Source organism: Chitinimonas sp., from assembly GCF_036568685.1.
Lineage (GTDB): Bacteria > Pseudomonadota > Gammaproteobacteria > Burkholderiales > Chitinimonadaceae > Chitinimonas.
In genome coordinates, this window is record NZ_DATCSC010000029.1 from 17,353 (window position 1) to 42,512 (window position 25,160).

Sequence of the window (25,160 nt, forward strand, 5' to 3'; positions counted from 1 at the left end):
GCTGTATACCTCTCCGAATGACTAGGGACGGCTAAGTTGGCTCTCGGCCAACCTTACTGCCTGATTGGCATGCAGGAGGTGCGCACCCGCGGTCACCACCGTCTCACCCGCCTTTAGGCCGCCCGCCACCAACACCACGTCGTTGCGGGCGCCAGCCAGCTGCACCGGCCGCGCACTCACGCGCTGGGTCTGGGTATTCACCACCCATACCTTGGGCTGGCCATCCTGGTCATAGATCGCCGTCAGCGGCAGGCTGTAGCCCTGCTGCGCATTCACGCCGGGCAACAGCACATTGGCGGTCATGCCCAGCCGCACGCTGTCGTCCGGCTTGATAATGGTGATACGGGCCGCATAGGTGCGGGTCACCGGGTCGGTATCCGGCGCCAGCTCACGCAGCTTGGCGTCGAACTGCTTGTCGGCGGCCGCCCACAGCGAGACCTTGAGGGTCGGCGCCTTGCGCAATTCCTCCACGCGCGACTCCGGAATGCTCACCACCACCTCGCGCTCGCCGTCCTCGGCCACCTTCACCACCGGCGTACCGGCCGCCACCACCTGGCCGACCTCGGCGTTGAGGGCGGTCACGAGGCCAGCACGCTCGGCCTTGAGCACCGTATAGCCCCCTTGGTTGCTGCTGAGTTTGTACTGCGAGCTGGCAGCGTCGAACGCTACCTGGGCCTGGTCCACATTGGACTGGCTGACAAAGCCCTGTGCCTTCAGCTGCTTGGCCCGCTCCAGGTCCATACGGGCCTTGTCGAACTGGCTCTTGGCCGAGGCCTGCTGTAAGGCCACGTCACGCGGGTCCAGCTTCATCAGTGCCTGGCCGGCCTTCACCGCCTGGCCCACCTCCACATAGCGCTCGATGATCTGGCCGGCGAGCCGAAAGCCCAGCTGGCTCTCCCGCCTGGCCTTTACCTCGCCCGAATAGCTCGCACCGGTGGCAATGCTGGCAGGCTGCACCACCACGGTCCGCACCGGCCGCACATCCTCGTGCTTGGGAGCCTCCTTGCTACAGGCGGCCAGCGCGGTCGCCACCACGGCCGCCAGCAGGGCCAGTTTCCAATTGTTCATCTCTCTCTCCGCTCGGCTTGCTCGGCCGGGCGGGCGCCCAGGCCGTATATCAGGGTCTGGATGACTTCATCCAGGTACTTCGGAATATCCAGTCCAGCGGTGTGGCAAGCCTCGGTGTGCATCCACACCATGGCCATCACCACCGGCGCTGTCACCACCTTCACCGCCAGCTCCAGCGGCATGGGGCGGAATTCGCCCCGGTCTATGCCGTACTGCAGCGCCTTGGCAATCACGGCCTCGCCGCGCGCCACCACCTCTTCGCTATGAAAACGCGCCAGCTCCGGAAAGTTGTTGGCCTCGGCGATCATCAGCTTGGGTATGCCCGAGAGGCGGGTCGCGCCATGCACCGCCCACCAGGTGTGCACCACCTCGGTCAAGAGCTCGGCAGCAGTGCCGGTATATTGGTTGATCAGCTGCTCGCCCTCCTCCAGCGTAGGCGAGAAGGATTCGCGTATCAGCGCCTTGAGGATGTCTTCCTTGCCGCCGAAGTAACGGTAGATCGTGCCGGCGGTCACGCCGGCAGCCCGGGCAATATCCTCCACCTTGGTCGCGGCAAAGCCGCGCGCCACGAAGAGGTCGAGGGCGGCGTCGAGAATCTCGCCGGGGCGGGCATCCTTGCGGCGTACCCAACGCCCGGCAGCCTCGCCGTCGGCGGACGAATCAGGGGATAGGTCGGCAGCAGACATGATATCGTTCATTTCAGAAAAATAAATGAATGTTTATTTATTTTTCGAACTATACCCGCCGGCCTTGCGCCGCACAAGCCGGTTGCAATGCACAATCGCGCCCGCCCGTCGGCCGGAACGGCGGTAAAATCGCCCAACTACAACGCCAAGGATTTGCCATGCCCACCGTCGAGCCGATTTCCGCCCAGATCGCCGCCAACAAGGCCAGCGTACTGGCCGAAGCCATGCCCTATATGCGGCGCTTCTACGATAAGACCATCGTGATCAAGTACGGCGGCAATGCCATGACCGAGCCCGAGCTCAAGGAAGGCTTCGCCCGCGACGTGGTCCTGCTCAAGCTCGTGGGCATGAACCCGGTGGTGGTGCACGGCGGCGGCCCGCAGATCAACGACCTATTGGCCAAGGTAGGCAAGCAGGGCGAGTTCATCCAGGGCATGCGCGTCACCGACAGCGAGACCATGGACATCGTCGAGATGGTCCTGGGCGGCCTCGTCAACAAGGAGATCGTCAGCCTGATCAACCAGCACGGCGGTCGCGCCGTCGGCCTGACCGGCAAGGACGGCCACATGATCCGCGCCAAGAAGATGTTCCTGCGCGGCGAGAACGATGAAGAACAGATCGACATCGGCCAGGTCGGCGAGATCGAATCCATCAGCCCCGATCTCGTGGCGCTGCTCGACACCCGCGACTTCATCCCGGTCATCGCCCCCATCGGCGTGGGCAGCGAAGGCGAAGCCTTCAACATCAACGCCGACCTGGTCGCCGGCAAGCTGGCCGAAGTGCTGGGCGCCGAAAAGCTGATCCTGATGACCAACACCCCCGGCGTGCTCGACAAGCAAGGCCAACTGCTGACCGGCCTTACCCCCAAGATCGTGGACGAACTGGTCGCCAACGGCACCATCTCCGGCGGCATGATCCCCAAGATCAGCTCGGCGCTGGAGGCCGCGGTCAACGGCGTCAACGCCGTCCACATCATCGACGGCCGGGTGAAGCATGCCCTGCTGCTTGAGGTTCTGACCGACCATGGCGTGGGGACCATGATCCAACGAGATGAACCCTAATTGCTGCAGTGAAGGTTGGTAGCAGTCGATAAGCGCCCGGCAAAGCCGGGCGTTTTGCTGCATACGAAGTTCAAACGCGCTTCGCTTCTATATCAACCACTCCCCCCGCCCTCGCCTCAGGCGAGGGAGCCTCGCTAGCGCTCGTCAGCGGATTCGATGACCTTCTTCGGAGCCACTATCCCGTAGAGCGGAAAAGCGCAGCGCCTTCCGCCACAGGCACGTTGGTGGAAGGCGTTGCCACGCGTACCCCCCATAGCAAACGCATTTCCAACGCGCGCCACGATCAATGCCGGCGGCTCACCGGCCTCGCTCCGGCATAAATTCCAGCGAAATTTCCCGCACATAGAGGTTCTCGTCAGCCTCGCTAAAGAGCAGCGAGCACGCCACGCCACCCACCTTGAAGCTGTACTCAGCCAACGGCTCGGTTGCATGCGGGGTCAATAAGCGCTGACGCCGGCCTTCAGGGTAACGCGCCAGCACCGAACCGAGCTTGAGACCAGGCGCCTCAATCGTCAGCGCTGCTCGTGCTCCATCGCTTACTCTCGTCTTCAAGAGCAAGGCCTTACTGCTGCCCAAACCTGGTATGCGCACATCTCTACAGTCGTAGACTTCGAATTGCTCGTTCTGCACACGCAAGCCACAGCTCCCACCCAGAAAACCCTGCGTAGCCCCAGCCTCCTGCAGCAGACTCGGCCTAACGTGGGACAACCACCCCAAGAAGGTTGCCTCTTCGCTGACTTTCGTCTGGGCCAACACTGGGCTAACCAAGGCAAGCCAGAGCAAAGTTCTGAACACGATTCCCTTCCTCACTTGTCGGCACACATATGGCGTGCGCGCACATTTTGTTTTGGTGACCAGTACCCTAAAGGTAATGCGCCATATCAAAGGTACGGCCTTTTGTTGCAGAACGCACTGTCACCAAACCGAGACACTAACGAGCGTCAGCGAGGCTCCCTCGCGGCGGCGAGGGCGGGGGGAGTGGGCGATATGGAAGCGAAGGCGCGCCCGAGCATCAACTGCCAATTAGCGCCCGGCTCTGCCGGGCGGTGAGCTGAGCGCCTGGATGCCACGCAGACCGAGCGACTCCACCCCATGACGCATTGCACAACCATTCCTTCTTGGGTGCGGGCTTCACGGCTGTTTATAGTGGTTCTGGTGCCGTTCCCGATCTTCCATGGAGAGTGTGTCGCATGAAAACCGCCCGTCAGCTCCTGCAGGAAAAGTCACGCCAGGCCATCTTCTCGGTGCCGCCGACCGCCACGGTCTACCAGGCACTGCAATTGATGGCGGAGAAGGACATCGGCGCCGTGCTGGTCATGGAAGGCGATGACCTGGTCGGCATCTTTTCGGAGCGGGATTACGCCCGCAAGGTGGTGCTGCAGGGCAAGACTTCGGCGGGGACCCCTATCGTCGACATCATGACCAAACGGGTAGTATTCGCCAAACCGTCGCAGACGGTAGACCAGCTGATGGCCATCATGTCCGAGAAGCGCTTTCGCCACCTGCCGGTGATGGATGGCGAACATGTGCTCGGGGTGCTGTCCATCACCGACCTGGTGCGCGAGCAGATTGCCGAGCAGCAGTTTCTGATCGAGCAGCTGGAGAACTATATCCACGGCTAGCGCCGCGCCCAAGCTCAGCCCAAGCCGGCCACGCGCCGGCTTTGTTTTTGCCCGCTTTCCGGAGTCCGCTTGAAGTTCCTGCCATCCCTCCTGCTCGCCGCCCCGCTCGCCGTCCAGGCCGCCCAAGCCACCGACTGCCCGCCGCTGGATGTCACTCCGCTGTTGGCGCGTCAGCCCGACTTCCTGCTGCTGGGCGAGATGCACGGCACCGAACAGGCACCCGCCTTCGCCGGCGACCTGGCCTGCCAGTTGCTCAAGACAAGCCGGCCTGTGATCCTGGGTCTGGAGCTCCCCTCCTCCGAGCAGGCCCGGCTCGATGCCTACCTCGCCTCCGAGGGCGATGCGGCAGCCCGTGCCGCTCTGCTCAAGGGCCCGCACTGGGACAGCGCCAGCTGGGCCGATGGCCGCAATAGCGCCGCCATGTTGCAGCTGATCGAGCGAGTACGCAGTTGGCGCCAGGCCGGCAAGGCCATACAGCTGCTTGCCTTTGCCGATGGTGGCGACGCGGGCTACGCCCAGCGACTCAGCGCCGCTCGCAAGCAACCAGAGCAACTGGTACTCGCCCTGGTCGGCAACGTGCACGCCAACCGCGCCCAGCTGAACAAGCTGACCGGTGCCCGCCCCATGGGCTCGCTACTAGGCGACAGTGGCAACACCCTCAGCCTCAATATCAGCTACCCCGGTGGCGAAGCCTGGATCTGCCAGACGGCCGAGGTCGCCAGTTGCGGCATCATGGGCTTGCGTGGCAGCCCCAAGGCCATCGCCGCCGGCCAGATCACCCTGGTCGAGGCCCGCCGCGAGAATACCCTGCTGTACGACGGCTGGTTCGACGTTGGCCCGCTCAGCGCCTCCCTGCCGGCGGTACCCCTTCCGCCCGTCAAGACGCCAGGCTGAATCCCATGCCCACCTGGATCTTCGACCTCGACAACACCCTGCACGACGCCGAGCCCTACATCTTCCCCGAGATGAACAAGCTCATGACCGCCTACGTCGCGCAGCACCTCGGTATCAACGCCGCCGAGGCCGACGCGCTGCGGCTGCACTACTGGCAACGCTACGGCACCACCCTGGCCGGCCTCTTGCGGCACGGTCATGTCGACCCGGAACACTTCCTGGCCGAGACCCACCGCTTTCCCGATCTGGCCCGCCAGCTACGGCCCATGCAGGCCCTGCACGCCACCCTGGCCCAGTTGCCTGGCCGCAAAATCCTCTTCACCAACGCCCCGGAGGCCTACGCCGTCAGCGTACTGCGCGGCCTGCGCGTCGCCCAGTTGTTCGACGGCCTGGTGGCCATCCAACATACCGGTATGCGCCCCAAACCCAGCCACAGTGGCTATCGCCGCCTGCTCCGCCGCTACCGGCTGCAGGCGCGCGACTGCATCATGGTCGAGGACACCGCCGCCAACCTCGTGACCGCCAAGCGCCTGGGTATGCGCACCGTTTGGCTCGGAGCCAAGACCCATCGTAACGCCCATGTGGATGTCGCGATCCACCGCCTCCTGGACCTGCCGCGCCAAGCCAACCGGCTAGGTTGGCTTGGATAAATTCCAACTGGTTATTTTCAGAATAACTAACAGTATTTAACCGATATATAGAGATCCGCTAAAGTTTGTCCCGCTGCCACGGTCACCCACCAAGGCCGCGCTTTGATACATCCAACGGACAACCCGTGATCTCGCTGCACCACCTTTACAAGACCTACCCGGTCAACGGCCAAGCCTACACCGCCCTCAACGATGTCAGCCTCGACATCGCACAGGGTGAAATCTTCGGCATCATCGGCCGCTCCGGCGCCGGCAAGAGCACCCTGCTGCGCACGCTCAACCTGCTCGAACGCCCCGATAGTGGCCAGGTACTGATCGCCGATCAGGACGTTACCGCCCTGGACGCCGCCGGCCTGCGCGGCCTGCGCCAGCAGATCGGCATGGTCTTCCAGCACTTCAATCTGCTGAGCCATCGTACCGTCGCCGGCAATATCCGCTTCCCGCTCGAACTCGCCGGCCAACTGAGCCCGGTCGAGATGGACGCCCGCGTCGACGAGCTGCTGGAACTGGTCGGCCTCAGCCAGCAACAGGCCCAGTACCCCAGCCAGCTCTCCGGTGGCCAGAAGCAGCGCGTCGGCATTGCCCGCGCATTGGCCAACCACCCCAAGCTCCTCTTGTGCGACGAGGCCACCTCGGCGCTGGACCCGCAGACCACCCAGTCCATCCTGGCCCTCTTGCGTGACATCAACAGCCGGCTGGGCCTCACCATCGTACTGATCACCCACGAGATGGCCGTCGTGCGCGCCATCTGCGACCGCGTTGCAGTCATCGACCATGGCCGCATCGTCGAGCACGGCCCGGTTGCCGAAGTCTTCCTGCACCCCAGCCATGAAGCCACCCGCAATATGGTGGCCGAGGACGGCCATGCCGCCGCACTGGACCACGCTGGCCGTCTCTACGCCAACATCGGTCAGCTCTTGCGCCTAACCTTCGTCGATGACGCCACCTATGAGCCGGTGCTGAGTGAGGTCGGCCGCGAGCTCGACCTGCCCATCCGCATCCTGCAAGGCAGCGTCGGCCGCATCAAGGACCGCCCCTATGGCCAACTGATCGTCGGCATAGACGGCGAGCTGCCCGCGGTACGGGCCGCCCTCGAAGCCCGCGGCGTACGTTGCGAGGAGGTCGCAGCATGAACGGATTCGACTGGAACCTGATCGACTGGGCGGATATCGGCACCGCCAGTCTCGACACCCTCACCATGCTTGGCGTCTCGCTGGGCTTTACCATCCTGCTGGGCCTGCCGCTGGGCGTGCTGCTGTTCCTGCTGAGCCCGCGCCAACTGCTGGCCAACCGAGCCGCCTACGCCACGCTGGCCTTCGTGGTCAACGCCCTGCGCTCCTTGCCCTTCGTCATCCTCTTGATCGTGCTGATCCCGGTCACCGTCAAGCTGGTCGGCACCTCCATCGGCGTGGCCGGCGCCATCCCTCCACTGGTGGTTGGCGCCGCGCCCTTCTTCGCCCGCCTGGTCGAAGCCGCCCTGCGCGAGGTCGACCGCGGCGTGGTCGAAGCCAGCCAGGCCATGGGCGCCACGCTGTGGCAGATCGTCGGCCGCGTGCTGTTGCCCGAGGCGCTGCCGGGCCTCTTGGCCGCCAGCACGGTCACCGCCGTCACCCTGGTGTCCTACACCGCCATGTCCGGCGTGATCGGCGGCGGCGGCCTCGGTGACCTCGCCATCCGCTATGGCTACCAGCGCTTCCAGACCGAGGTCATGGTCGTCACCGTGCTCGCCCTCCTGGCCCTCGTACAACTGCTGCAGATGGGTGGCGACTGGCTGGTCCGGCGCGCCACCCGCAAATAGCGCAACCGAACTCCCCGCCCTACCAAGACCATAAATCCAGACCAAGGCCCCCAAACATGAAACTGCTCAAGTCCCTCCTGATCGCCGCCACCGGCCTCGCCGCCCTCTCCGCCCAGGCTGAAAAGCTGGTGGTCGCCGCCACCGCCGTGCCGCACGCCGAGATCCTCGAATTCATCAAGCCCAAGCTGGCCCAGCAAGGCGTGGAGTTGGATGTGAAGGTATTCACCGACTACATCCAGCCCAATGTGCAACTGGCTGAAAAGCGCGTCGACGCCAACTACTTCCAGACCAAGCCCTACCTCAATGAATTCAACAAGAACCGCGGCACCAGCCTGATCACCGGCGTTGCCGTCCATGTCGAGCCCTTCGGCGCCTATTCCCGCAAGGTCAAGCAAGCCAGCGAGCTCAAGGAAGGCGCCGTAGTCGCCATCCCCAACGAGGCCTCCAATGCCGGCCGCGCCCTGGTGCTGCTCGACAAGAATGGCGTGATCAAGCTCAAGGATCCGAGCAACATCCTTTCCAGCGTCAAGGACATCGCCAGCAACCCGAAGAAGCTGAAGTTCAAGGAACTGGAAGCCGCCACCCTGCCGCGAGTGCTGGACCAGGTCGATCTCGCCCTGATCAACACCAACTACGCCCTGGAAGCCAAGCTGGTTCCCACCCGTGACGCCCTGTTCATCGAAGATGCCCAGTCGCCCTACGCCAACTACCTGGTCACCCGCACCGACAACCAGGCCGCCCCGGCGGTGAAGAAGCTGGCCGCCGCACTCACCAGCCCGGAGGTAAAGAAATTCATCGCCGAGAAATACAAAGGCGCCGTGATCCCGGCCTTTTGATACTAGATAGCAGCACCCGGTTTTCGTAGTCCGTAGTACCCGTATCGCAGCTTGATGCGGTTCGTTAGACCTGTCTCACTCCATACGTAGTCCTTGAGCCACGCCTTGCGCGTGGCTTTTTTTTGTCCGGGTGGCAAAATGGCCGCTCATCGCACCACCGGTACTGCCCCATGTTGATCCGCAAGCTGTTCAAGTTCGAGAACGCCCACATCGTCCGCAATTGCAGTAGCGACCGCTGTCGCCATTCCATCCACGGCCATAGCTACAAGGTCGAGGTACTGCTCGAGGCGAACGCGCTGGATCACGGCCAGATGGTCTACGACTTTGGCCTGATGAAGGGCACCATCCGCGATGTCATCGACGCCTTCGACCACGCCATCTGCTTCTGGGATCGGGACGAGGCCGACTACATCGCCTGGGCCCAGCGCTACTCGCAGCGCTGGATCTCCATGCCGGTATCCCCCTCGGCCGAGCAATTCTCGCGCCTCTTCTTCGTGCTGATCGATGCCATCCTCAAGAACACCCGGATGGCCAACGGCGAGCAGGACGTCGTACTGCACTCCGTCATCGCCCACGAGACCGAAACCGGCTACGCCCAGTGCTTCCGCGCCGACGCCTACAACCCGCGCATGGGCGACATCAAGCTGACCGAGATCGTCTTCTCGGAGCAGTGCAAAGCCGAATGGCACGACCCCACCATGCTGGACAAACTCCTGCGCGGCGAACCCTTTCTCAACCCCACCATCCCCCTCCAGGTAGAGCCTCGCTAAGCCCTGAGTCGTTGGCTTAGCGGCTATCGCCGCGATATCCGCACTACGTGCGGCTTGGGGTGGGAGTCCGTCCCGCAGCCGGGTTACTTTCTATCTGACGTACCGCGTCGCCGGAGAAAGTCGCCAAAGAAAAGGCGACCCCGGGTTCCCCGCCCCGCTACGCGGGGTCCCTTCCGCTTCTCGCCAGTCTCGGCCGGAGCGCGAAACTCGCCCCGTAGGCTCAAACAACGCGCCCCAGATAGCCCCGATCTTGACTGCGATGCTCAGCGGCTCACACGGGGACCCCAAATCCCTCCGTGGCCGGCATTCGCTGATCTCAAAGAAAAAACCGCCGCGCTTAATCAGTACGATGGGTTCCGAATGCACCACAGGTAATCGAAGCCCCTGACGAGCGTCAGCGAGGCTCCCTCGCGGCGGCGAGGGCGGGGGAGTGGAAGCGATAAAGCGAAAGGGGTAGCGATGCTGCCAGCCCTCACAAATGGCAAGCGCTCGGTTTTCCCGAGCGCCTCAACTGTCCGTGCCCATTACGCGGCGCCAGTTCAAAAATAGGCTACCCCAATATCGTCGGCTGCCCACTCCGCCGCCAATCCACCAAGGTCAGCCACACCAGATAGAGCCCGGCCAACCAGGGCCAGACCTCGGACAAGGTCTGGGTCAGCCCACCAAAGTCACGCAGATGGCCGTAGTGCCACTTGAACAAGCCGCTCATGCTGGCAGGCTGCGCAGTCAGCGGCCACAACTCTTCCACCCACTGTGCCAACACCACGCAGAGTAGCGCCGACAAGGCCTGCCAGCGGCGCTTGAACCGCAAGGTGACCGCCAGCAAAAAGCCGGCCGCCAGCGCACCGATCAGCACGTTGAGGTTGAACCAGGCCAGGAATTCCGCCGGCTTGAGCAAGGCCCCGGCAAAGACGATCTTGACCAGCAAGGCAAGCAGCACCAGGCTGCTGATGCCCTTTACCGCATCGCGCCGGTGCGCCAGCAGGGTGGCGATCAACAGCCCCACCGCGGTCAGACTCAACATCACCCCCAAGGATTCCAGCACCCGCAGAAAGAGGATGGCATTGCCAATTGGCGACACCCAGGGCTGTGGCAAGCCGGTAGGTTGCACCACCACGCCAAACAGGGGTACCGCCGGGTTGAGCTGAGTCAACAGCCACAACACCATCAGGGTCAGGCCAAAGTCGGCCTGCGCCCCCTCGCGCAACCAGCGCTGCCGCCAGACATGCCAGCTGCGCAGCACCAGGAGCTTGGACATCAGCCCCGCCAGCAGTGCACCCAGGAGCCCGCCCAGAGCGTTGTAGAAGAGATCGAGGTTGGAGGCGACCCGGTCGGGCAGGAACTGCTGCACGAACTCCACCGTGCCCGACAACATGGCCGCCAGCAGCAAGGCCGCCAGCGGCGCGTGCCAGCGGCAGCGGAAATACAGCGCCCAGGCATAGCCCAGCGGTATATAGGCCAGCACGTTGAGCGTATTGTCGGTCAGCGTGTGGTAATAAGGCAGGGGGTAGAACAGAAAGGCCAGCACCGGCTCGCCGGTATAACGCCAGCCGCTGAAGGGGTACCAGCTCACTACCAGGATCACCGCATGCCAGGCCAGCAGAAAGTGCCGTCCCAGCCAGGACGGTGCCGTGCTGCGGGCGAGGTAGGAAATCGGTAGTTGCAGGCGCATGGAGGGCAAGATTACCACGGGCCAGCCAAGCGCCAGCACAGGCTGTATAACGAAAAAAGGAAGCCGCAGCTTCCTTTTTTCGTTCGGGCTCAGGCCCGGCGATCAGACGCGCAGGCTGTCGATGTTGCCACCGCTGGCCAGGTGGTCGGCCACCCATTGCGGCTTACGGCCACGGCCGCTCCAGGTCTGCTCCGGATTGGCCGGGTTCTTGAACTGGGCAGCCACCGGACCGCGCTTGCTACCACGCTTGCCCTGCACTTCGGCACCCAGCAATTCAGACAGGCTGAAACCACGTTCTGCCGCCAACTTTTGCAGATCGGCGATGGCCTTGTGCTTGTCCTCTACCTTACGGCGGGAAATTTCGCGGTCAAGATCCTTTTGCAGCTGGTAAAGCTGGGGCAGCGCCAGGCTGGACAAATCCACCATTTTCCATTCTCCAAATTCAGTCGACATCATGGTCAATTAAAGCTTGGTTTTTATTATGCAGCTCCACCAACACTGAATCAACCCGATATTGCAACAAAAATGCTTTATATGAAGCACATATGTCAATGGGATTAGCATTTGCCGATAATCAGGCAGCGTGTCGCTCCACCGGTTGCATCAAGGCATTCAAAGCCTCGTAAGCCTTTTTCAGACGCGCATCCAGCTCGGCCAATTGCTGCTGGATAACCGTATCGATCTCGTTCAATTCCTCGATCCGATCTTCCAGCGTATCGGTAGCCTTATGGATACGCTTGACGCTTTCCAAGCGGCGACGCAACTGCATCTGATGCTCACGCACCTGCGTTTCCATTGGCGCCATCACCGCTTTGAGCCAATTCTCTGCATCGCGGTTGGCAACCTCGTAGACATAGACAACGCGGCTGGCAATAGTTTCAAAGAATTTCTTGGTCAGCTTGTTTTGCGAAGTTGTCAGGATCGCGCCAAAGGTATTGAAATGCTCATTGAAGCTCTTCTCCAGGCGCGCGATTTCCTTGTGATATTTCAAGGTGGAGAAAGGCGGCGGGGTAACGGCACCCAGACCATGCTCTTCGCTGAATTTCTTGTACATCCCGGCCATCATGGCCTGGATTTCCGCCACCTGTTCAGCAGAGCGCGTGATATTGCCGTTGATATCCTTGAAGAACTTCTGCATCGCGCCGGTCAAGCCCGAGGAAAAGCTCGATGCATCCATTTCCACGCGGATCTTGGTGATCCGGTTCTTCAGGTTATCCATGCCCAGATAGCCGAACAGGACGTTGGTCTGCTGCGAAAAGACGCTACGCAGCGCCTGGAAGCGCTGCATACCGCGCTCGAAGTGCACCTTCTCTTCCTGGATCTTGTCCAGCATGTGCTCGATCACGTCGCGGTTCTTACCGCGCAGCGCAGTCAGTTCCTCCAGCTGCTCGCGCACACCGTCGCCACGGGCGTTGAGGATGCCACGGGTGGCCAATACCAGGTCTTCCACCTCGGTATGGGTATTGTCGCGAACGATCTCCTGCTTGAAGGGAATCAGATCCTCCGACAGTGCCTTTTCCAGCTGGCGCAGGCGCGCCTTTTCCAACAGCGGCAGGTCGTCATTGATCTTGGCCACCAGACCCTTCTGGGCAGATACCGGGAACACCTGGCTGGGCTTGATGCCCAAGAGGTCGGCGCTGGTCTTCACCTGCTTGTCGATCTCGGCATTGATCTCGGCCTCGCTCTTGAGGCTGTCCCACAGGCCGTCGATCTTGTTCAGCACCGCCATGCGGCCACGCTGGCCACCCTGGGCCTTACCGATATGGTTACGCCAGACGTCGATGTCGGTCTTGGTCACGCCGGTGTCGGCGGCCAGGATAAACAGGATGGCGTGGGCGTTCGGCAAGAGGTTGAGCGTCAGCTCAGGCTCGGTACCGATGGCATTCAGACCCGGGGTGTCGAGGATCACCAGGCCTTGCTTGAGCAAGGGGTGCGGGAAGTTGATGATGGCATGGCGCCAGCAGGGGATCTCGATCTGCCCATTCTGCACCGACAGCTTGTGATCCGGGTCCTGCTCATCGTAAAGGCCCAGCTTCTTGGCCTCGTCCACCGTCACCCACTTTTTCTGGCCCACTTGCTGGAAGGCAGCCAGCATGGCTTCGCCGGAATCGATATCCAGCGAGATGGTGGTCCACTCTTCCGGGTAGCGGCGGTATTCCGAGGTCGTGGTATCGGTACCGCGGGTCTCGATCGGCAAGAGCTGGATGCAGTTTGGGCGCTCGGCGTCGTACTGCAGCTCGGTCGGGCACATGGTGGTACGACCGGCCGAGGAGGGCAGCACGCGCTGCTTGTATTCGGCAAAGAAGATGGCATTGATCAGCTCGGACTTGCCGCGCGAAAACTCGGCCACGAAGGCGATATTGAGCTTGTCCTCCCGCAGCTTGTCGATCAAATGCTGGATGCGCATATTGGTCTGCGCATCGTTCAGGTCCTGCTCGGACAACCAACGCTGCAATTCGCCAATGCGTTGAATAAGATTGCTGCGCCATTCACTGTACGCTTCAAAATTGGCGACCAGATTGTCGTTCGACATCCTAATTTCCTTGGCGCATGGCAGCCTAGGCTACGTGCGCATGTATTGGCGAATAAATTTCGTTGTCATTAAATAACGCGGCAGGCCAGCGTGCAAGCGCGGTCATCAGCAGGCCTACGCCTTTCGGCGTCCCGGTTTTATCCACAAGGCCCCGCCGCCGCCTGCAATCTCAACCTGAGGCAAACCTTGGCGGCGTGCTCAAAAGTCGCCCGGCAAGACAGTCCGGCCAGGCGAAAGCGCTTTTTATATATATCTGCATGCAGCATCAGCGCGGCTGGCAATGCGGGCACCAGAATGTGGCACGCTGCCCCAGCCGCGTTTGCCGTATCTCTTCACCACAACGCAGGCAAGGCTCGGCTTCACGCCCATAGACAAAATAGCGCTGCTGGAAATAACCCGGTTTGCCTTCACTATCGACAAAATCACGCAAGGTGCTGCCGCCAGCGGCAATCGCCTCAAGCAGGGTTTCCTTCACCGTCTGCACCAGCCGCTCACAATCGGCCCGGCTCAGCTTCTCGGCCGGCCGGGTCGGCTTGATCCCGGCGCGGAACAGCGCTTCATTGGCGTAAATATTGCCAACGCCGACCACGATATGGTTATCCATCAGCGCGAGCTTGATGGCGACCCGCTTGCGCCCCAGTGCAGCTTTTAAATACGCCGCGGTAAAACCTTCTTCCAGAGGCTCTGGTCCGAGCCTGGCCAGCAGCGGATGGCCTTGCAGCTCGCCCGGCTGCCACAGCAGCGCGCCAAAACGACGTGGGTCGCGGTAACGCAAGGCACGTGGCCGCTCACCGCCAGCCAGCAGCAGGTCCACATGGTCGTGCTTGCCGGGCGGGGTGTCGGCATCGACCACCCGCAGGCTGCCGGACATACCCAGATGCAGGATCAAATGGCCGTGGCCGAGGTCAAACAACAGGTACTTGGCCCGTCGCCAGATACGCAGCAAGGGCCGGCCGGCCACCAATGCGTCGAGTTCCGGCGGTACCGGCCAGCGCAGACGCGCGTCGCGAACAACGGCACCTTCGAAGCGCCCGCCTTCGATGGCCGCCGCAATACCGCGGCGGGTGGTTTCGACCTCTGGCAATTCAGGCATGGTTTGCGCCGAAAGGGTTAAGATACAAAGTGAGCGGCCGACTATAGCACGGCCGCAGACGCCGCCGAGCCGGCGACAAGGACACCAGCATGCCCACCTCTCTCTCCTCCCGTACCGGTCTCTCCCTGCTGCTTGCTGCCCTGCTTGCCGCCTGTGCCACACCGGTTGCTCCGCCCGCACCGGCCACCACTGCCGCAGCCGTTGACGACGACAACGCTGACGATGCCGCCGGCAATGCCGACGAACAGCAATATCCCAAGCAGGCAATGACACCCGACCTGCTGTTCGGCTTCCTGGTCGGCGACTTCGCCGCCAATACCGGCAACAAAGCCCTGGCTGCCGATACCTGGCTGGAGCTGGCGCGCCGTACCCGCGACCCACGGGCCGCAGAGCGCGCCGTGGAAACGAGCTTCCAGGCTGGCAAGGCAGAAGACGCCATCGCCGCCACCCGGCTCTGGCGCGAACTGGCACCGGACAATCTCCGCGCCCGCCAGACCCAGCTCTCGGTCCTGGCCCGCACCGGCCAGCTCAAGGCCGCCGAGGCCGAGCTCGACCAATGGTTCACCGAGCGCCCGGCCGACGTCCCGGCCCTCTTGATGCAAATGCATAGCTTCTGGGCGCCGCAGACAGACCGCCGCGCCGTGCTGGCCATGACCCAGCGGCTGGCTGGCCGCTACCCCAAGCTGCCGGAAGCCTCCCTGTCCATCGCCCTGGCCGCCAGCCGGGCCGGTGACGTCGACACCGCGCTGGCCGCCAGTGACACCGCCATCCAGCTACGCCCGGGCTGGGAAACCGCCATCCTGTTCCGCGCCACCCTGACCGACGCCCGCTCGCCCGAGGAGGCCGCGGACTACCTGCGCGCCGCGGTACAGCGCCAGCCCAAGTCGCGCGATCTGCGCTCCGCACTGGCGCAGCAACTGAGCGGCATCAAACGCTTTGACGAGTGCTATGCCGTCTATGGCTCGCTGGCCAAGGACTACCCGGACGAGGTCGAATACACCGTGGGTCTGGCCCAGGCAGCCATCCAGGTACAGCGCTACGCCGAAGCGGAAACCGCGCTCGAACGTGCGCTGACCCTCGGTGTCGCCAAACCGCAGGCCATCCACTACTACCTGGGCCTGGTGACCGAGGAGCAGGGCAAGCTGCCGGTCGCGCTCAAGCACTACCGCGAGATCGAAGACGGCGAACACCTGCCCGCCGCACTGACCCGCATCGCCCGCATCGAAGCCAAGCTGGGTCACCAGGATGCCGCCCTCGCCGCGGTCAACCGCCTACCCACCGCTACTGGCGCCGACCAGGTCGCCCGTATCCAGCTCGAGGCGCAGATCTGGCGCGAGCTCAAACAACTCGACAAGGCCCGCGAGGCGCTCGATGTAGGTCTTGCCAAGCACGCCGACAGCGCCGACCTGCTCTACGACCGTTCGCTGATCTATGACCAGCAAGGCGATCTCGATAATGCCGAGCGTGATCTGCGCCGTTATCTGACGCTCAAACCCGACAGCCCCATCGGCCTCAATGCGCTGGGCTACACCCTGGCCAACCGCAGCACCCGCTTCGAGGAAGCCGAATCGCTGCTGCAGAAAGCCCTTAGCCAGGAGCCGGACAATCCGGTCATCATCGATAGCATGGGCTGGCTGCAATACCGCCGCGGCAACCTGGCCGAAGCCGTGAAGTGGCTGTCGCGCGCCTTCACCACCCTGCGCGACCCCGAGATTGCCGCTCACTACGGCGAGGCACTGTGGCAATCGGGGAAACATGCGGAAGCACGCAAGATCTGGGAAGAAGGCAAGAAGCTCGACCCCGGCCACGAAGTGCTGAGCGAAACCGTACAGCGCCTGACGACGGGCCGCTGAAATGAAGGCGCTCCGTATCGCCCCGGCGCTGGTCGCCGGCCTGTTGCTGGCTGCCTGCGCCACCCAGCGCCCGGCACCCGGCGCACTCTCGCACCTGCCGGAGCAATACAGCGTGGCCGGCCGCGTCGCCGTCAACGCCGCCGGCAAGGGCTATAACGCCCGCTTCAGCTGGACCCATCAAGCTGCGCTCGACACGGTGGATGTCAGCAATCCGCTGGGCCAGGTCGTGGCCCGCCTGGAGCTGGCGCCGGATGGTGCACGCTTCTTTGACAGCGACGGCAAGCGCAAGGAGGCCGGCGACGTCGAAGCCCTGAGCGAGAAGGAACTGGGCTGGCGCCTGCCCGCCGAAGGCCTGCGTTACTGGCTGCTCGGCCTGGCCGACCCGCGTCGACCTTCGCAATGGCGGCAGGAGACGGGTGCCCAGGTACTGGAACAGGATGACTGGCAGATCCGCTACCCGATCAAGGCCGGCCAAGCGGAAACAGGCCGTACTGCTCCCAACGCGCTGACCCTGATCAGGCCCGACCTGGAAGTCCGCATCGCCCTCTATGACTGGGAGCTGGCTACGCCGGCCGCCACGCCATCTAACAACCCCGCCAGCCACTGAGCCGGCCGACCAGCCTATCCATGACGCCGTACCAAAGCTTTCCCGCCCCCGCCAAACTCAATCTCTTTCTGCACGTCACCGGTCGCCGACCCGACGGCTACCACCTGCTGCAGACCGCCTTCCGCTTGATAGACCACGGCGATACCGTCCATATCGCCGTACGCGATGATGGCCGCATCGAGCACGACAACCCGCTGCCGGGCGTGCCGGCCGAGAGCGATCTGATCATCCGCGCAGCCCGGCTGTTGCAGTCGCACACCGGCAGCAAGCTGGGCTGCAATCTGCGTTTGGACAAGCGCCTGCCCATGGGCGGCGGCGTGGGTGGTGGCAGCTCCGACGCCGCTACCGTATTGATCGCCCTCAACCACCTCTGGCGAACCGGCCTCAAGCGAGCTGAATTGCAGGCGCTGGGGCTGCAATTGGGCGCCGACGTGCCGGTTTTCGTGTTTGGCCGCAATGCATTTGCAGAAGGCGTAGGCGAACTGCTACAGGAAATTTCTCTGCCGCCTCAATGGTATAGTGTGTTGATTCCGCCCGTATCGGTCCCCACTGCCGCAATTTTTTCGGACCCAGGCTTGACACGTGATACCAAGCCCATAATAATGGCGGCCTTTCCGAGCTGCCAGGTCCGAAACGATCTCGAAACGGTAGCCAAACGGAAATACCCCGTCATCGCCGAATACCTGTCCTGGCTAGGGCAATATGGCGAAGCGATGATGACCGGATCCGGTGCCTGTGTGTTTGCTGCATTCAATACACAAGCGGAAGCCCAGCGTGTACTGGACGCCCTGCCTGCCACAATGCAAGGGTTTGTCGCGCAGGGATTGATGCAGCACCCTTTGTTTGATTTGTTGGATTGATGTTTGGATCCGGCAAGTTTGTAGGGGAGTCGCCAAGTGGTAAGGCATCGGATTTTGATTCCGACATTCGTAGGTTCGATCCCTACCTCCCCTGCCAATATCTGCAAAGCGTTCGGGCGGTTGCGCCATGCGCTCACCTAACGCAAAAAGAAACCAGAAAGCGTGTAATAACGATTACACGCTTTCTTTTTTTGTTAAGGATCAGGACATGGCCTACGACAGCTTGATGGTCTTCACCGGCAACGCCAACCCCCAGTTGGCCGATGCGGTCGCCAAGCACCTCGATATCACCGTAGGCCGTGCCACCGTCGGTCGCTTCAGCGACGGCGAAGCCACCGTGGAACTGCTGGAGAATGTTCGCGGCCGCGACGTCTTCGTGCTGCAGTCCACCTGCGCCCCCACCAATGACAACCTGATGGAAGTGCTGCTGATGGTCGACGCGCTCAAGCGCGCCTCGGCCGGCCGTATCACCGCCGCCATGCCTTACTTCGGCTACGCCCGTCAGGACCGTCGTCCGCGTTCGGCCCGGGTGCCGATCTCGGCCAAGGTGGTCGCCAATATGTTGCAAGCCGCCGGTGTGGACCGCCTCCTGACTGTCGACCTGCATGCTGACCAGATCCAGGGTTTCTTCGACATCCCGGTGGACAATATCTACGCCACCCCGGTGCTGCTCGACGACGTCCGCACCAAGAACTACGAAGACCTGATGGTGGTCTCGCCTGACGTGGGCGGCGTGCTGCGTGCCCGCGCCATGGCCAAGCAACTGAATACCGAACTCGCCATCATCGACAAGCGTCGCCCCAAGGCCAATGTGGCCGAGGTGATGCACATCATCGGTGATGTCGAAGGCCGTACCTGCCTGATCATGGACGACATGGTCGACACCGCCAACACCCTGTGCAAGGCCGCCGAAGCACTCAAGCAACACGGTGCCAAGCGCGTGCTGGCCTACTCGACCCACCCGGTGCTGTCCGGTCCGGCCGTCGAACGCATCGGCCAGTCCGAGCTCGATGAGCTGGTGGTCACCGATACCGTGCCGCTCAGCGAAGCCGCCAAGAAATCCAACCGCATCCGCGTCGTCAGCCTGGCTCCGCTGCTGGCCGAGACGCTGCGGCGCATCAACAACGAAGAATCGGTCTCCACCCTCTTCGTCGATTGACCCTGATTTGCGGCCGACCCATGCGGGTTGGCCGCTTTCGCAAGCACTGCCTGGTCGCGGGCGGTGCTTTTTATCTGTAGTTGTATTGGAGTAAGACTATGTCTATCGAAGTTATCGCCACCAAGCGCGTCGAACAGGGCACCGGAGCGAGCCGCCGCCTGCGTCACGCTGGCAAGGTCCCCGGCATCATCTACGGCGCAGGCCAAGAGCCCGTCGCCATCGAACTGGTGCACAACGACCTGTACTACGCCATGCAGAACGAAGCTTTCCACGCTTCCATCCTGACCCTGAAGGTCGATGGCAAGGCCGAGCCCGTGCTGATCCGTGACGCTCAGTACCACCCCTGGAAGCAGATCGTCATGCACGTCGACTTCCAGCGCGTGAACCCGAACGAAAAGATCCACACCAAGGTTCCGTTCCACTTCATCAACGCTGACGTGGCTCCTGGCGTGAAGCTGGGCGGCGGCATCGTGTCGCACGTCATGACCGAAGCCGAAGTCGAGTGCCTGCCGAACCAGCTGCCCGAGTTCATCGAAGTTGACCTGAAGAACCTGGAAGCCGGTCACTCGCTGCACCTCGACAGCATCAAGCTGCCGGCTGGCGTTGCTTTCGTGGCCCTCAAGCATGGCGACAACGGTACCGTTGCCACCATCCTGTCGGTCCGTGGCGCTGCCACCGAGGAAGCCGCTGCCGAGTAATCGGTCGCGCCTCCGCGCAACGGCTCGTCGCCTTCACCGGCTGACGGGCCGTTTTTACTTGGCGCCTCGCAGCGCCCCCCTCTCGACCGCTACGCCATCATGACCACCACGCCACCTATCCGCCTCGTCGTCGGCCTCGGCAACCCCGGGCCGGAGTATGCCGATACCCGCCACAACGCCGGCTTCTGGTGGGTGGATGCACTGGCTCGCGAGCTGGGCACCACGCTCAAGGTCGAGAGCAAATTCCACGGCCTTGCCGGCCGCGCCCGCCAGGGCGACGGCGAGGTCTGGCTGCTGGAACCCAGCACCTATATGAACCGCTCTGGCCAGTCGGTGGCCGCGCTGGCACGCTTCTACAAGATCCAGCCACAGGAAATCCTGGTCGTCCATGACGAGCTGGACCTCCTGCCCGGCGAGACCAAGCTCAAGCAGGGCGGCAGCCATGCCGGCCATAACGGCCTCAAGGACATCCAGGCCCTGCTCGGCACCGCCGACTTCTGGCGCCTGCGCGTGGGCGTCGGCCATCCACGCTCGCTGGGCCTGAACCAGCCGGTGGTGGACTTCGTACTGCACCGTCCGCGCCAGGACGAACAGCCGCTGATAGCCGAAGCCATCAACCGCACCCTGGATGCCTGGCCCCTGCTGGCGCGTGGCGAGTACGAGCGTGCCACCATGCGCATCAATACCAAGCCCAAGCCACCCAAGGCGGCCAAGCCGGCGGCGTGATGGCGCCGCTCGCAGCGTTTACAATGTTGTTTTACCGGAAGGATTACCCATGAGCCTGAAATGCGGCATCGTCGGCTTGCCCAACGTCGGCAAGTCCACCCTGTTCAATGCCCTGACCAAGGCCGGCATCGCTGCCGAGAACTACCCCTTCTGCACCATTGAGCCCAATGTCGGCATCGTTGAAGTACCGGACCCCCGCCTGGCCGAGCTGTCCAAGATCGTCAACCCGCAGAAGATTCAGCCCGCCATCGTCGAGTTCGTCGATATCGCCGGCCTTGTAGCCGGCGCGAGCAAAGGCGAAGGCCTGGGTAACCAGTTCCTGGCCAATATCCGCGAGACCGACGCCATCGTGAACGTGGTGCGCTGCTTCGACGACGAGAACGTGGTCCACGTCTCCGGCCGTGTCGATCCGCTGGCCGATATCGAAGTCATCGTCACCGAACTCGCACTGGCCGATCTGGCCGGCGTCGAGAAGGCCATCCAGCGCGAAGGCAAGAAGGCCAAGTCGGGCGACAAGGATGCGCAAAAGCTGGTCGCTGCCTGCGAGAAGCTGCTGCCCCACCTCAACGAAGGCAAGCCGGCCCGCACCCTCGCGCTGAGCGACGATGAGAAGGCCCTGCTCAAGCCGCTGTGCCTTTTGACCATCAAGCCCGCCATGTATGTCGGCAACGTGCTTGAAGATGGCTTCGAGAACAACCCCCACCTCGAGCGCCTCAAGGCCCACGCCGCCGCCGAAGGCGCGCCGGTGGTCGCCCTCTGCGCCAAGATCGAGATGGAACTCTCTGACCTCGACGACGAAGACAAGCAAGCCTTCCTGGCCGACCTCGGCTTCGAAGAGCCCGGCCTCAACCGCCTGATCCGCGCCGGCTACAAGCTCCTGGGCCTGCAGACCTACTTCACCGCCGGCGTGAAGGAAGTCCGCGCCTGGACCATCCATGTTGGCGACACTGCCCCGCAGGCAGCCGGTGTGATCCATACCGACTTCGAACGTGGCTTTATCCGCGCCCAGACCATCTCTTTTGACGACTACATCCAGTACAAGGGTGAGCAAGGCGCAAAGGAAGCCGGCAAGATGCGCTCGGAAGGCAAGGAGTATGTGGTGAAGGACGGCGACGTCCTGAACTTCCTGTTTAACGTCTGATCTTTGTCGACGATGGCAGCATGACCAACTACAGCTCAGCACCCGGCATAGCCGGGTGTTAAGCGGCAGTTCAAAACTGAATCGGCGCCGACGTTAACGGCTTAATCGCTTCCTACTCCCCCGCCCTCGCCGCCGCGAGGGGCGGCAGTGATCGTAACCGCTGCCGTGTGGGTGGTAGCGTGAAAAAAGCGGTGCAGCCCCAATCTGAATCTTTTGTTTCATCGCAGTGTCATCTATCGCTGCTAGTTTCTGAGAGGAATACCGATATGGCCAGAACGGTAAATTGCATCAAGCTTGGTCGCGAGGCCGAGGGGCTGGACTTCCCGCCGCTGCCGGGCGAGATGGGCAAGAAGATCTTCGACAATGTCTCCAAGGAGGCATGGGCAGCCTGGGTCAAGCACCAGACCATGCTGATCAACGAGAATCGCCTCAATCTCGCCGATAGCCGCGCTCGCCAGTACCTGCAGCAGCAGTTGCAGAACTACTTCTTCGGCAGTGGCGCCGACGCCGTGCAGGGCTATGTCCCGCCGCAGGAGTAAACGCAACGCGCAATCAGATGGCCGCCTCGTGCGGCCATTTTGCTTTGTGGCTGCAGGCAGCCCGGCGGGATGGTTATACTGCTTCGTTCCGGCCAAGTCATCGCCAGTCAGCTAGCCTCTAAACATGACCCACGCACACCACCCGCAGACGCCCTCCGAACACAGCACCGACCTGTTCCTCAACCGGGAACTGGGGCTGCTGGAATTCAACCGCCGCGTGCTGGCCCAGGCCGAGGACGCCAACAACCCGCTGCTGGAACGGCTGCGCTTTTTGTGCATCGTATCTTCCAATATGGATGAGTTCTTCGAGGTCCGGGTGGCCTGGCTCAAGGAAAGCATCCGCATGCACAACGCCCGGCCGGCGCCGGATGGTCTCTCTCCCGAGGCAGCCTTCCATCGCATCGCCGAGGATGCACATGCCCTGGTGGAGAAGCAGTACAAGATCCTGCGCGAGGTATTGCTGCCAGCACTGGCCGAGGAAGGCGTGGTCTTCCTGCGCCGTACCATGTGGACCGAGTCGCAGCGTGCCTGGGTGCGCGAATACTTCGACCGTGAGCTGGCCCCGGTCCTGACCCCTATCGGCCTGGACCCCGCCCACCCCTTCCCGCGCCTCTTGAACAAAAGCCTCAACTTCGTGGTCGAGCTCGATGGACGCGACGCCTTTGGCCGCAGCTCCGGCGTCGCCATCGTGCAAGCGCCACGCATCTTCCCGCGCTTTATCAAGCTGCCGCCCGAGGTCTCCGGCGTCGAGCATGGCTTCGTCTTCCTGTCCTCGGTACTGCATGCCCATGTGGATGAACTCTTCCCCGGCATGACGGTACGGGGCTGCTACCAATTCCGCGTCACGCGCGATTCCGACGTCAACGTCGACGAAGAAGACGTCAAGGACCTGCGCGCCGCCCTACAGGGTGAACTCAGTCAGCGCCAGTTCGGCGACGGCGTGCGGCTCGAGGTGGCAGACAACTGCCCGCACCATATCTCCGACTTCCTGCTCGAGCAGTTCGGCCTGCAGCATGAAGACCTCTACCGCGTGGACGGCCCGGTGAACCTGGTGCGCTTCATGCAGGTGCCCGACCAGGTCGACCGTCCCGACCTCAAGTTCCAGCCTTTCATGCCGGGCGTGCCCAAGGAATTGCGCAAGCAGCCGGACATGTTCTGCGCCATCCGCCAGGGCGACATCCTGCTGCACCACCCCTTCCAGAGCTTTACTCCGGTCATCGACCTCTTGCAGCAGGCCGCCCGCGACCCGCAGGTGGTCGCCATCAAGATGACGGTCTACCGCACTTCCAAGGAATCGGCGCTGATGGAAGCGCTGATCGAGGCTGCCGAAGCCGGCAAGGAAGTGACTGCGGTGGTGGAGCTGATGGCCCGCTTCGATGAGGAGGCCAATATCAACTGGGCGGCCAAGCTCGAACGCGTGGGTGCCCATGTGGTGTACGGTGTCTACGGCTACAAGACTCACGCCAAGATGCTCCTGATCGTGCGCCGCGAGGAAGGCCGGCTGCGCCGCTACGCCCACCTGGGTACCGGCAACTACCACCAGCGTACCGCCAAGCTCTATACCGACTTCGGCCTGCTCACCGCCAACGAAGAGAAGTGTGCCGACGTCAACGACGTCTTTATCCAGCTCACCGGCATGGGCAACCCCGGCAAGCTCAAGCACTTGTGGCAGTCGCCCTTCACCATGCACTCCTCCATGGTGGCGGCCATCAACCGCGAGGCCGACATTGCCCGCGCCGGCCGCCGGGCGGTCATCATCGCCAAGATGAACTCGCTGCTGGAGCCGGCCCTGATCCAGGCGCTGTACGACGCAAGCCAGGCCGGCGTCACCATCCACCTGATCGTGCGTGGTGTCTGCACCCTGCGCCCCGGCGTGAAAGGCTTGAGTGAGAACATCAAGGTGCGCTCCATCGTCGGTCGCTTCCTCGAGCACACCCGCGTGTTCTATTTCTATAACGATGGTGCCGAGAACCTCTACCTGGGCTCGGCCGACTGGATGGGCCGCAACTTCTTCCGCCGTATCGAGGTCGCCTTCCCGATCTTCGACGCCAAGAGCAAGCGCCGCGTCATCCGCGAAGGCCTGCGCCCCTACCTGGTCGACAATGCCCAGGCCTGGGAGATGCAGTCCGACGGTCGTTACCGCAAAAAGAGCGCGCGTGGCGGCAAGCTGCGCAGCGCGCAGGGCATGTTGTTGGCAGACCTGGCCGCCAAGGCCAGGGATTAAAAGAAATGGGGCGCTACGGCGCCCCTTTTTTTGAGCCGTTAACAAAACCCAACGCAGCGGTTCTGGCTTCCCCCGAGGAGGAAGCCGTGGTTGTAAGGTGCCAAGGCACCAACAACCACGCTTAGGCGTGCAAACGAAGCCAACGGCAAGTTGGCACTACAAGGCCAGAAGGGTTCTGTTAGTGGCTCATAATGGGATAGAGGATGAAGACCAACCTAATACTCTGGCGCCATGCCGAGGCCGAGGACGGCCCGGATGACCTCAGCCGCAGTCTGACCGAACGCGGCCACAAGCAGGCCCGCAAGATGGCGCAGTGGCTATCCGCCCGTCTACCCAGCCATGTCCGCATCCTGGCGAGCGAAGCGCTACGCGCCCGTCAGACCGCAGCCGCACTGGACCCGGCCCACCAGGTCGACGCCGGGCTCAACCCGGGTGCCAGCACCGATGCCTATCTGCAGATCGCCAACTGGCCCGAGTACGGCGGCACCACCATTCTGGTCGGCCACCAGCCGACACTGGGGCGCCTGGCGGCAAAGCTATTGAGTGGCATGGAGGCCGACTGGGCGGCCAAGAAGGGGGCGATCTGGTGGCTGCAGTACCGCTTGCGGGACGGCAAGGCCCAGGTGGGCCTCAAGGCCATGTTGGCGCCCGATCAGCTGTAACCGGTGCC

25 protein-coding genes and 1 tRNA gene are annotated in these 25,160 nt (G+C 62.8%); 19 read left to right on the forward strand and 7 right to left on the reverse strand.

Going from position 1 to position 25,160, the window contains the following annotated elements; translation table 11 throughout:
- Positions 1-21 precede the first annotated feature (21 nt).
- Together VIM95_RS04535 and VIM95_RS04540 are read right to left on the reverse strand one after the other, a co-directional pair.
- The gene (locus tag VIM95_RS04535) at positions 22-1,068 is read right to left on the reverse strand and encodes an efflux RND transporter periplasmic adaptor subunit (protein ID WP_331983459.1); all 1,047 of its coding nucleotides are present in this window, start codon (positions 1,066-1,068) and stop codon (positions 22-24) included.
- Positions 1,065-1,754 (reverse strand): TetR/AcrR family transcriptional regulator, encoded by a 690-nt coding sequence (locus VIM95_RS04540; RefSeq protein ID WP_331983461.1) that lies wholly within the window; start codon positions 1,752-1,754, stop codon positions 1,065-1,067. Before VIM95_RS04540 ends, VIM95_RS04535 begins: the two co-directional genes overlap by 4 nt.
- A gap of 158 nt (positions 1,755-1,912) precedes the next feature.
- On the opposite strand from VIM95_RS04540, the gene argB reads away from it, so the two are divergent.
- Positions 1,913-2,815 (forward strand): acetylglutamate kinase, encoded by a 903-nt coding sequence (gene argB, locus VIM95_RS04545; protein ID WP_331983463.1) that lies wholly within the window; start codon positions 1,913-1,915, stop codon positions 2,813-2,815.
- A 297-nt stretch (positions 2,816-3,112) separates the two neighbouring features.
- Here argB and VIM95_RS04550 read toward each other — a convergent pair whose 3' ends face one another.
- Positions 3,113-3,367 (reverse strand): hypothetical protein, encoded by a 255-nt coding sequence (locus VIM95_RS04550; protein WP_331983465.1) that lies wholly within the window; start codon positions 3,365-3,367, stop codon positions 3,113-3,115.
- 638 nt (positions 3,368-4,005) lie between these two features.
- Between VIM95_RS04550 and VIM95_RS04555 the strand changes: the two genes are divergently transcribed.
- The 7 genes from VIM95_RS04555 to VIM95_RS04590 all read left to right on the forward strand — a co-directional run bounded on the left by VIM95_RS04555 (position 4,006) and on the right by VIM95_RS04590 (position 9,385).
- Positions 4,006-4,437 (forward strand): CBS domain-containing protein, encoded by a 432-nt coding sequence (locus VIM95_RS04555; RefSeq protein ID WP_331983467.1) that lies wholly within the window; start codon positions 4,006-4,008, stop codon positions 4,435-4,437.
- Positions 4,438-4,506: 69 nt separating this feature from the next.
- Positions 4,507-5,331: a hypothetical protein gene (locus VIM95_RS04560; RefSeq protein ID WP_331983469.1), complete on the forward strand. Its 825-nt coding sequence runs from the start codon at positions 4,507-4,509 to the stop codon at positions 5,329-5,331.
- Between the two features lie 5 nt (positions 5,332-5,336).
- Positions 5,337-5,981, forward strand: coding sequence for a pyrimidine 5'-nucleotidase (locus tag VIM95_RS04565; RefSeq protein WP_331983471.1), 645 nt, complete (start codon positions 5,337-5,339; stop codon positions 5,979-5,981).
- A gap of 125 nt (positions 5,982-6,106) precedes the next feature.
- Positions 6,107-7,114 (forward strand): methionine ABC transporter ATP-binding protein, encoded by a 1,008-nt coding sequence (locus VIM95_RS04570; protein ID WP_349258177.1) that lies wholly within the window; start codon positions 6,107-6,109, stop codon positions 7,112-7,114.
- Complete coding sequence (locus tag VIM95_RS04580) at positions 7,111-7,779, forward strand: methionine ABC transporter permease (protein WP_331983473.1); 669 nt, start codon at positions 7,111-7,113, stop codon at positions 7,777-7,779. The genes VIM95_RS04570 and VIM95_RS04580 overlap by 4 nt, the downstream gene beginning before the upstream one ends.
- A gap of 56 nt (positions 7,780-7,835) precedes the next feature.
- Positions 7,836-8,615, forward strand: a complete 780-nt coding sequence (locus tag VIM95_RS04585; protein WP_331983475.1) for a MetQ/NlpA family ABC transporter substrate-binding protein — start codon at positions 7,836-7,838, stop codon at positions 8,613-8,615.
- A gap of 170 nt (positions 8,616-8,785) precedes the next feature.
- On the forward strand, positions 8,786-9,385 hold the full coding sequence (locus VIM95_RS04590; RefSeq protein WP_331983477.1) for a 6-carboxytetrahydropterin synthase: 600 nt from the start codon (positions 8,786-8,788) through the stop codon (positions 9,383-9,385).
- A gap of 550 nt (positions 9,386-9,935) precedes the next feature.
- On the opposite strand, the gene VIM95_RS04595 is transcribed toward VIM95_RS04590, so the two are convergent.
- The 4 genes from VIM95_RS04595 to mutM all read right to left on the reverse strand — a co-directional run bounded on the left by VIM95_RS04595 (position 9,936) and on the right by mutM (position 14,683).
- On the reverse strand, positions 9,936-11,057 hold the full coding sequence (locus tag VIM95_RS04595) for a VanZ family protein (RefSeq protein WP_331983479.1): 1,122 nt from the start codon (positions 11,055-11,057) through the stop codon (positions 9,936-9,938).
- Positions 11,058-11,159: 102 nt separating this feature from the next.
- Positions 11,160-11,483: an H-NS histone family protein gene (locus tag VIM95_RS04600; protein WP_331983481.1), complete on the reverse strand. Its 324-nt coding sequence runs from the start codon at positions 11,481-11,483 to the stop codon at positions 11,160-11,162.
- A gap of 148 nt (positions 11,484-11,631) precedes the next feature.
- Positions 11,632-13,590: a dynamin family protein gene (locus tag VIM95_RS04605; RefSeq protein WP_331983483.1), complete on the reverse strand. Its 1,959-nt coding sequence runs from the start codon at positions 13,588-13,590 to the stop codon at positions 11,632-11,634.
- A 265-nt stretch (positions 13,591-13,855) separates the two neighbouring features.
- Positions 13,856-14,683, reverse strand: a complete 828-nt coding sequence (gene mutM / locus VIM95_RS04610) for a bifunctional DNA-formamidopyrimidine glycosylase/DNA-(apurinic or apyrimidinic site) lyase (protein ID WP_331983485.1) — start codon at positions 14,681-14,683, stop codon at positions 13,856-13,858.
- 89 nt (positions 14,684-14,772) lie between these two features.
- Between mutM and VIM95_RS04615 the strand changes: the two genes are divergently transcribed.
- The 11 genes from VIM95_RS04615 to VIM95_RS04665 all read left to right on the forward strand — a co-directional run bounded on the left by VIM95_RS04615 (position 14,773) and on the right by VIM95_RS04665 (position 25,152).
- Positions 14,773-16,536 carry a tetratricopeptide repeat protein gene (locus tag VIM95_RS04615; protein WP_331983487.1) on the forward strand — a complete coding sequence of 588 codons (1,764 nt, stop codon included), beginning with the start codon at positions 14,773-14,775 and terminating at the stop codon, positions 16,534-16,536.
- Position 16,537: 1 nt separating this feature from the next.
- On the forward strand, positions 16,538-17,143 hold the full coding sequence (gene lolB / locus VIM95_RS04620; protein WP_331983489.1) for a lipoprotein insertase outer membrane protein LolB: 606 nt from the start codon (positions 16,538-16,540) through the stop codon (positions 17,141-17,143).
- 20 nt (positions 17,144-17,163) lie between these two features.
- Positions 17,164-18,003, forward strand: a complete 840-nt coding sequence (gene ispE, locus VIM95_RS04625; RefSeq protein ID WP_331983491.1) for a 4-(cytidine 5'-diphospho)-2-C-methyl-D-erythritol kinase — start codon at positions 17,164-17,166, stop codon at positions 18,001-18,003.
- A 22-nt stretch (positions 18,004-18,025) separates the two neighbouring features.
- A tRNA-Gln gene (locus VIM95_RS04630) sits at positions 18,026-18,100 on the forward strand.
- A gap of 111 nt (positions 18,101-18,211) precedes the next feature.
- Positions 18,212-19,162, forward strand: a complete 951-nt coding sequence (locus VIM95_RS04635; protein ID WP_331983493.1) for a ribose-phosphate pyrophosphokinase — start codon at positions 18,212-18,214, stop codon at positions 19,160-19,162.
- A gap of 98 nt (positions 19,163-19,260) precedes the next feature.
- Positions 19,261-19,860 carry a 50S ribosomal protein L25/general stress protein Ctc gene (locus tag VIM95_RS04640; RefSeq protein WP_331983495.1) on the forward strand — a complete coding sequence of 200 codons (600 nt, stop codon included), beginning with the start codon at positions 19,261-19,263 and terminating at the stop codon, positions 19,858-19,860.
- Positions 19,861-19,959: 99 nt separating this feature from the next.
- Complete coding sequence (pth, locus tag VIM95_RS04645; protein ID WP_331983497.1) at positions 19,960-20,586, forward strand: aminoacyl-tRNA hydrolase; 627 nt, start codon at positions 19,960-19,962, stop codon at positions 20,584-20,586.
- Positions 20,587-20,635: 49 nt separating this feature from the next.
- Positions 20,636-21,727 carry a redox-regulated ATPase YchF gene (ychF, locus tag VIM95_RS04650; protein WP_331983499.1) on the forward strand — a complete coding sequence of 364 codons (1,092 nt, stop codon included), beginning with the start codon at positions 20,636-20,638 and terminating at the stop codon, positions 21,725-21,727.
- Positions 21,728-21,993: 266 nt separating this feature from the next.
- Positions 21,994-22,266 carry an oxidative damage protection protein gene (locus VIM95_RS04655; protein ID WP_331983501.1) on the forward strand — a complete coding sequence of 91 codons (273 nt, stop codon included), beginning with the start codon at positions 21,994-21,996 and terminating at the stop codon, positions 22,264-22,266.
- 124 nt (positions 22,267-22,390) lie between these two features.
- Positions 22,391-24,490: a polyphosphate kinase 1 gene (gene ppk1 / locus VIM95_RS04660; RefSeq protein ID WP_331983503.1), complete on the forward strand. Its 2,100-nt coding sequence runs from the start codon at positions 22,391-22,393 to the stop codon at positions 24,488-24,490.
- 203 nt (positions 24,491-24,693) lie between these two features.
- Positions 24,694-25,152 carry a SixA phosphatase family protein gene (locus VIM95_RS04665; RefSeq protein ID WP_331983505.1) on the forward strand — a complete coding sequence of 153 codons (459 nt, stop codon included), beginning with the start codon at positions 24,694-24,696 and terminating at the stop codon, positions 25,150-25,152.
- Positions 25,153-25,160 lie beyond the last annotated feature (8 nt).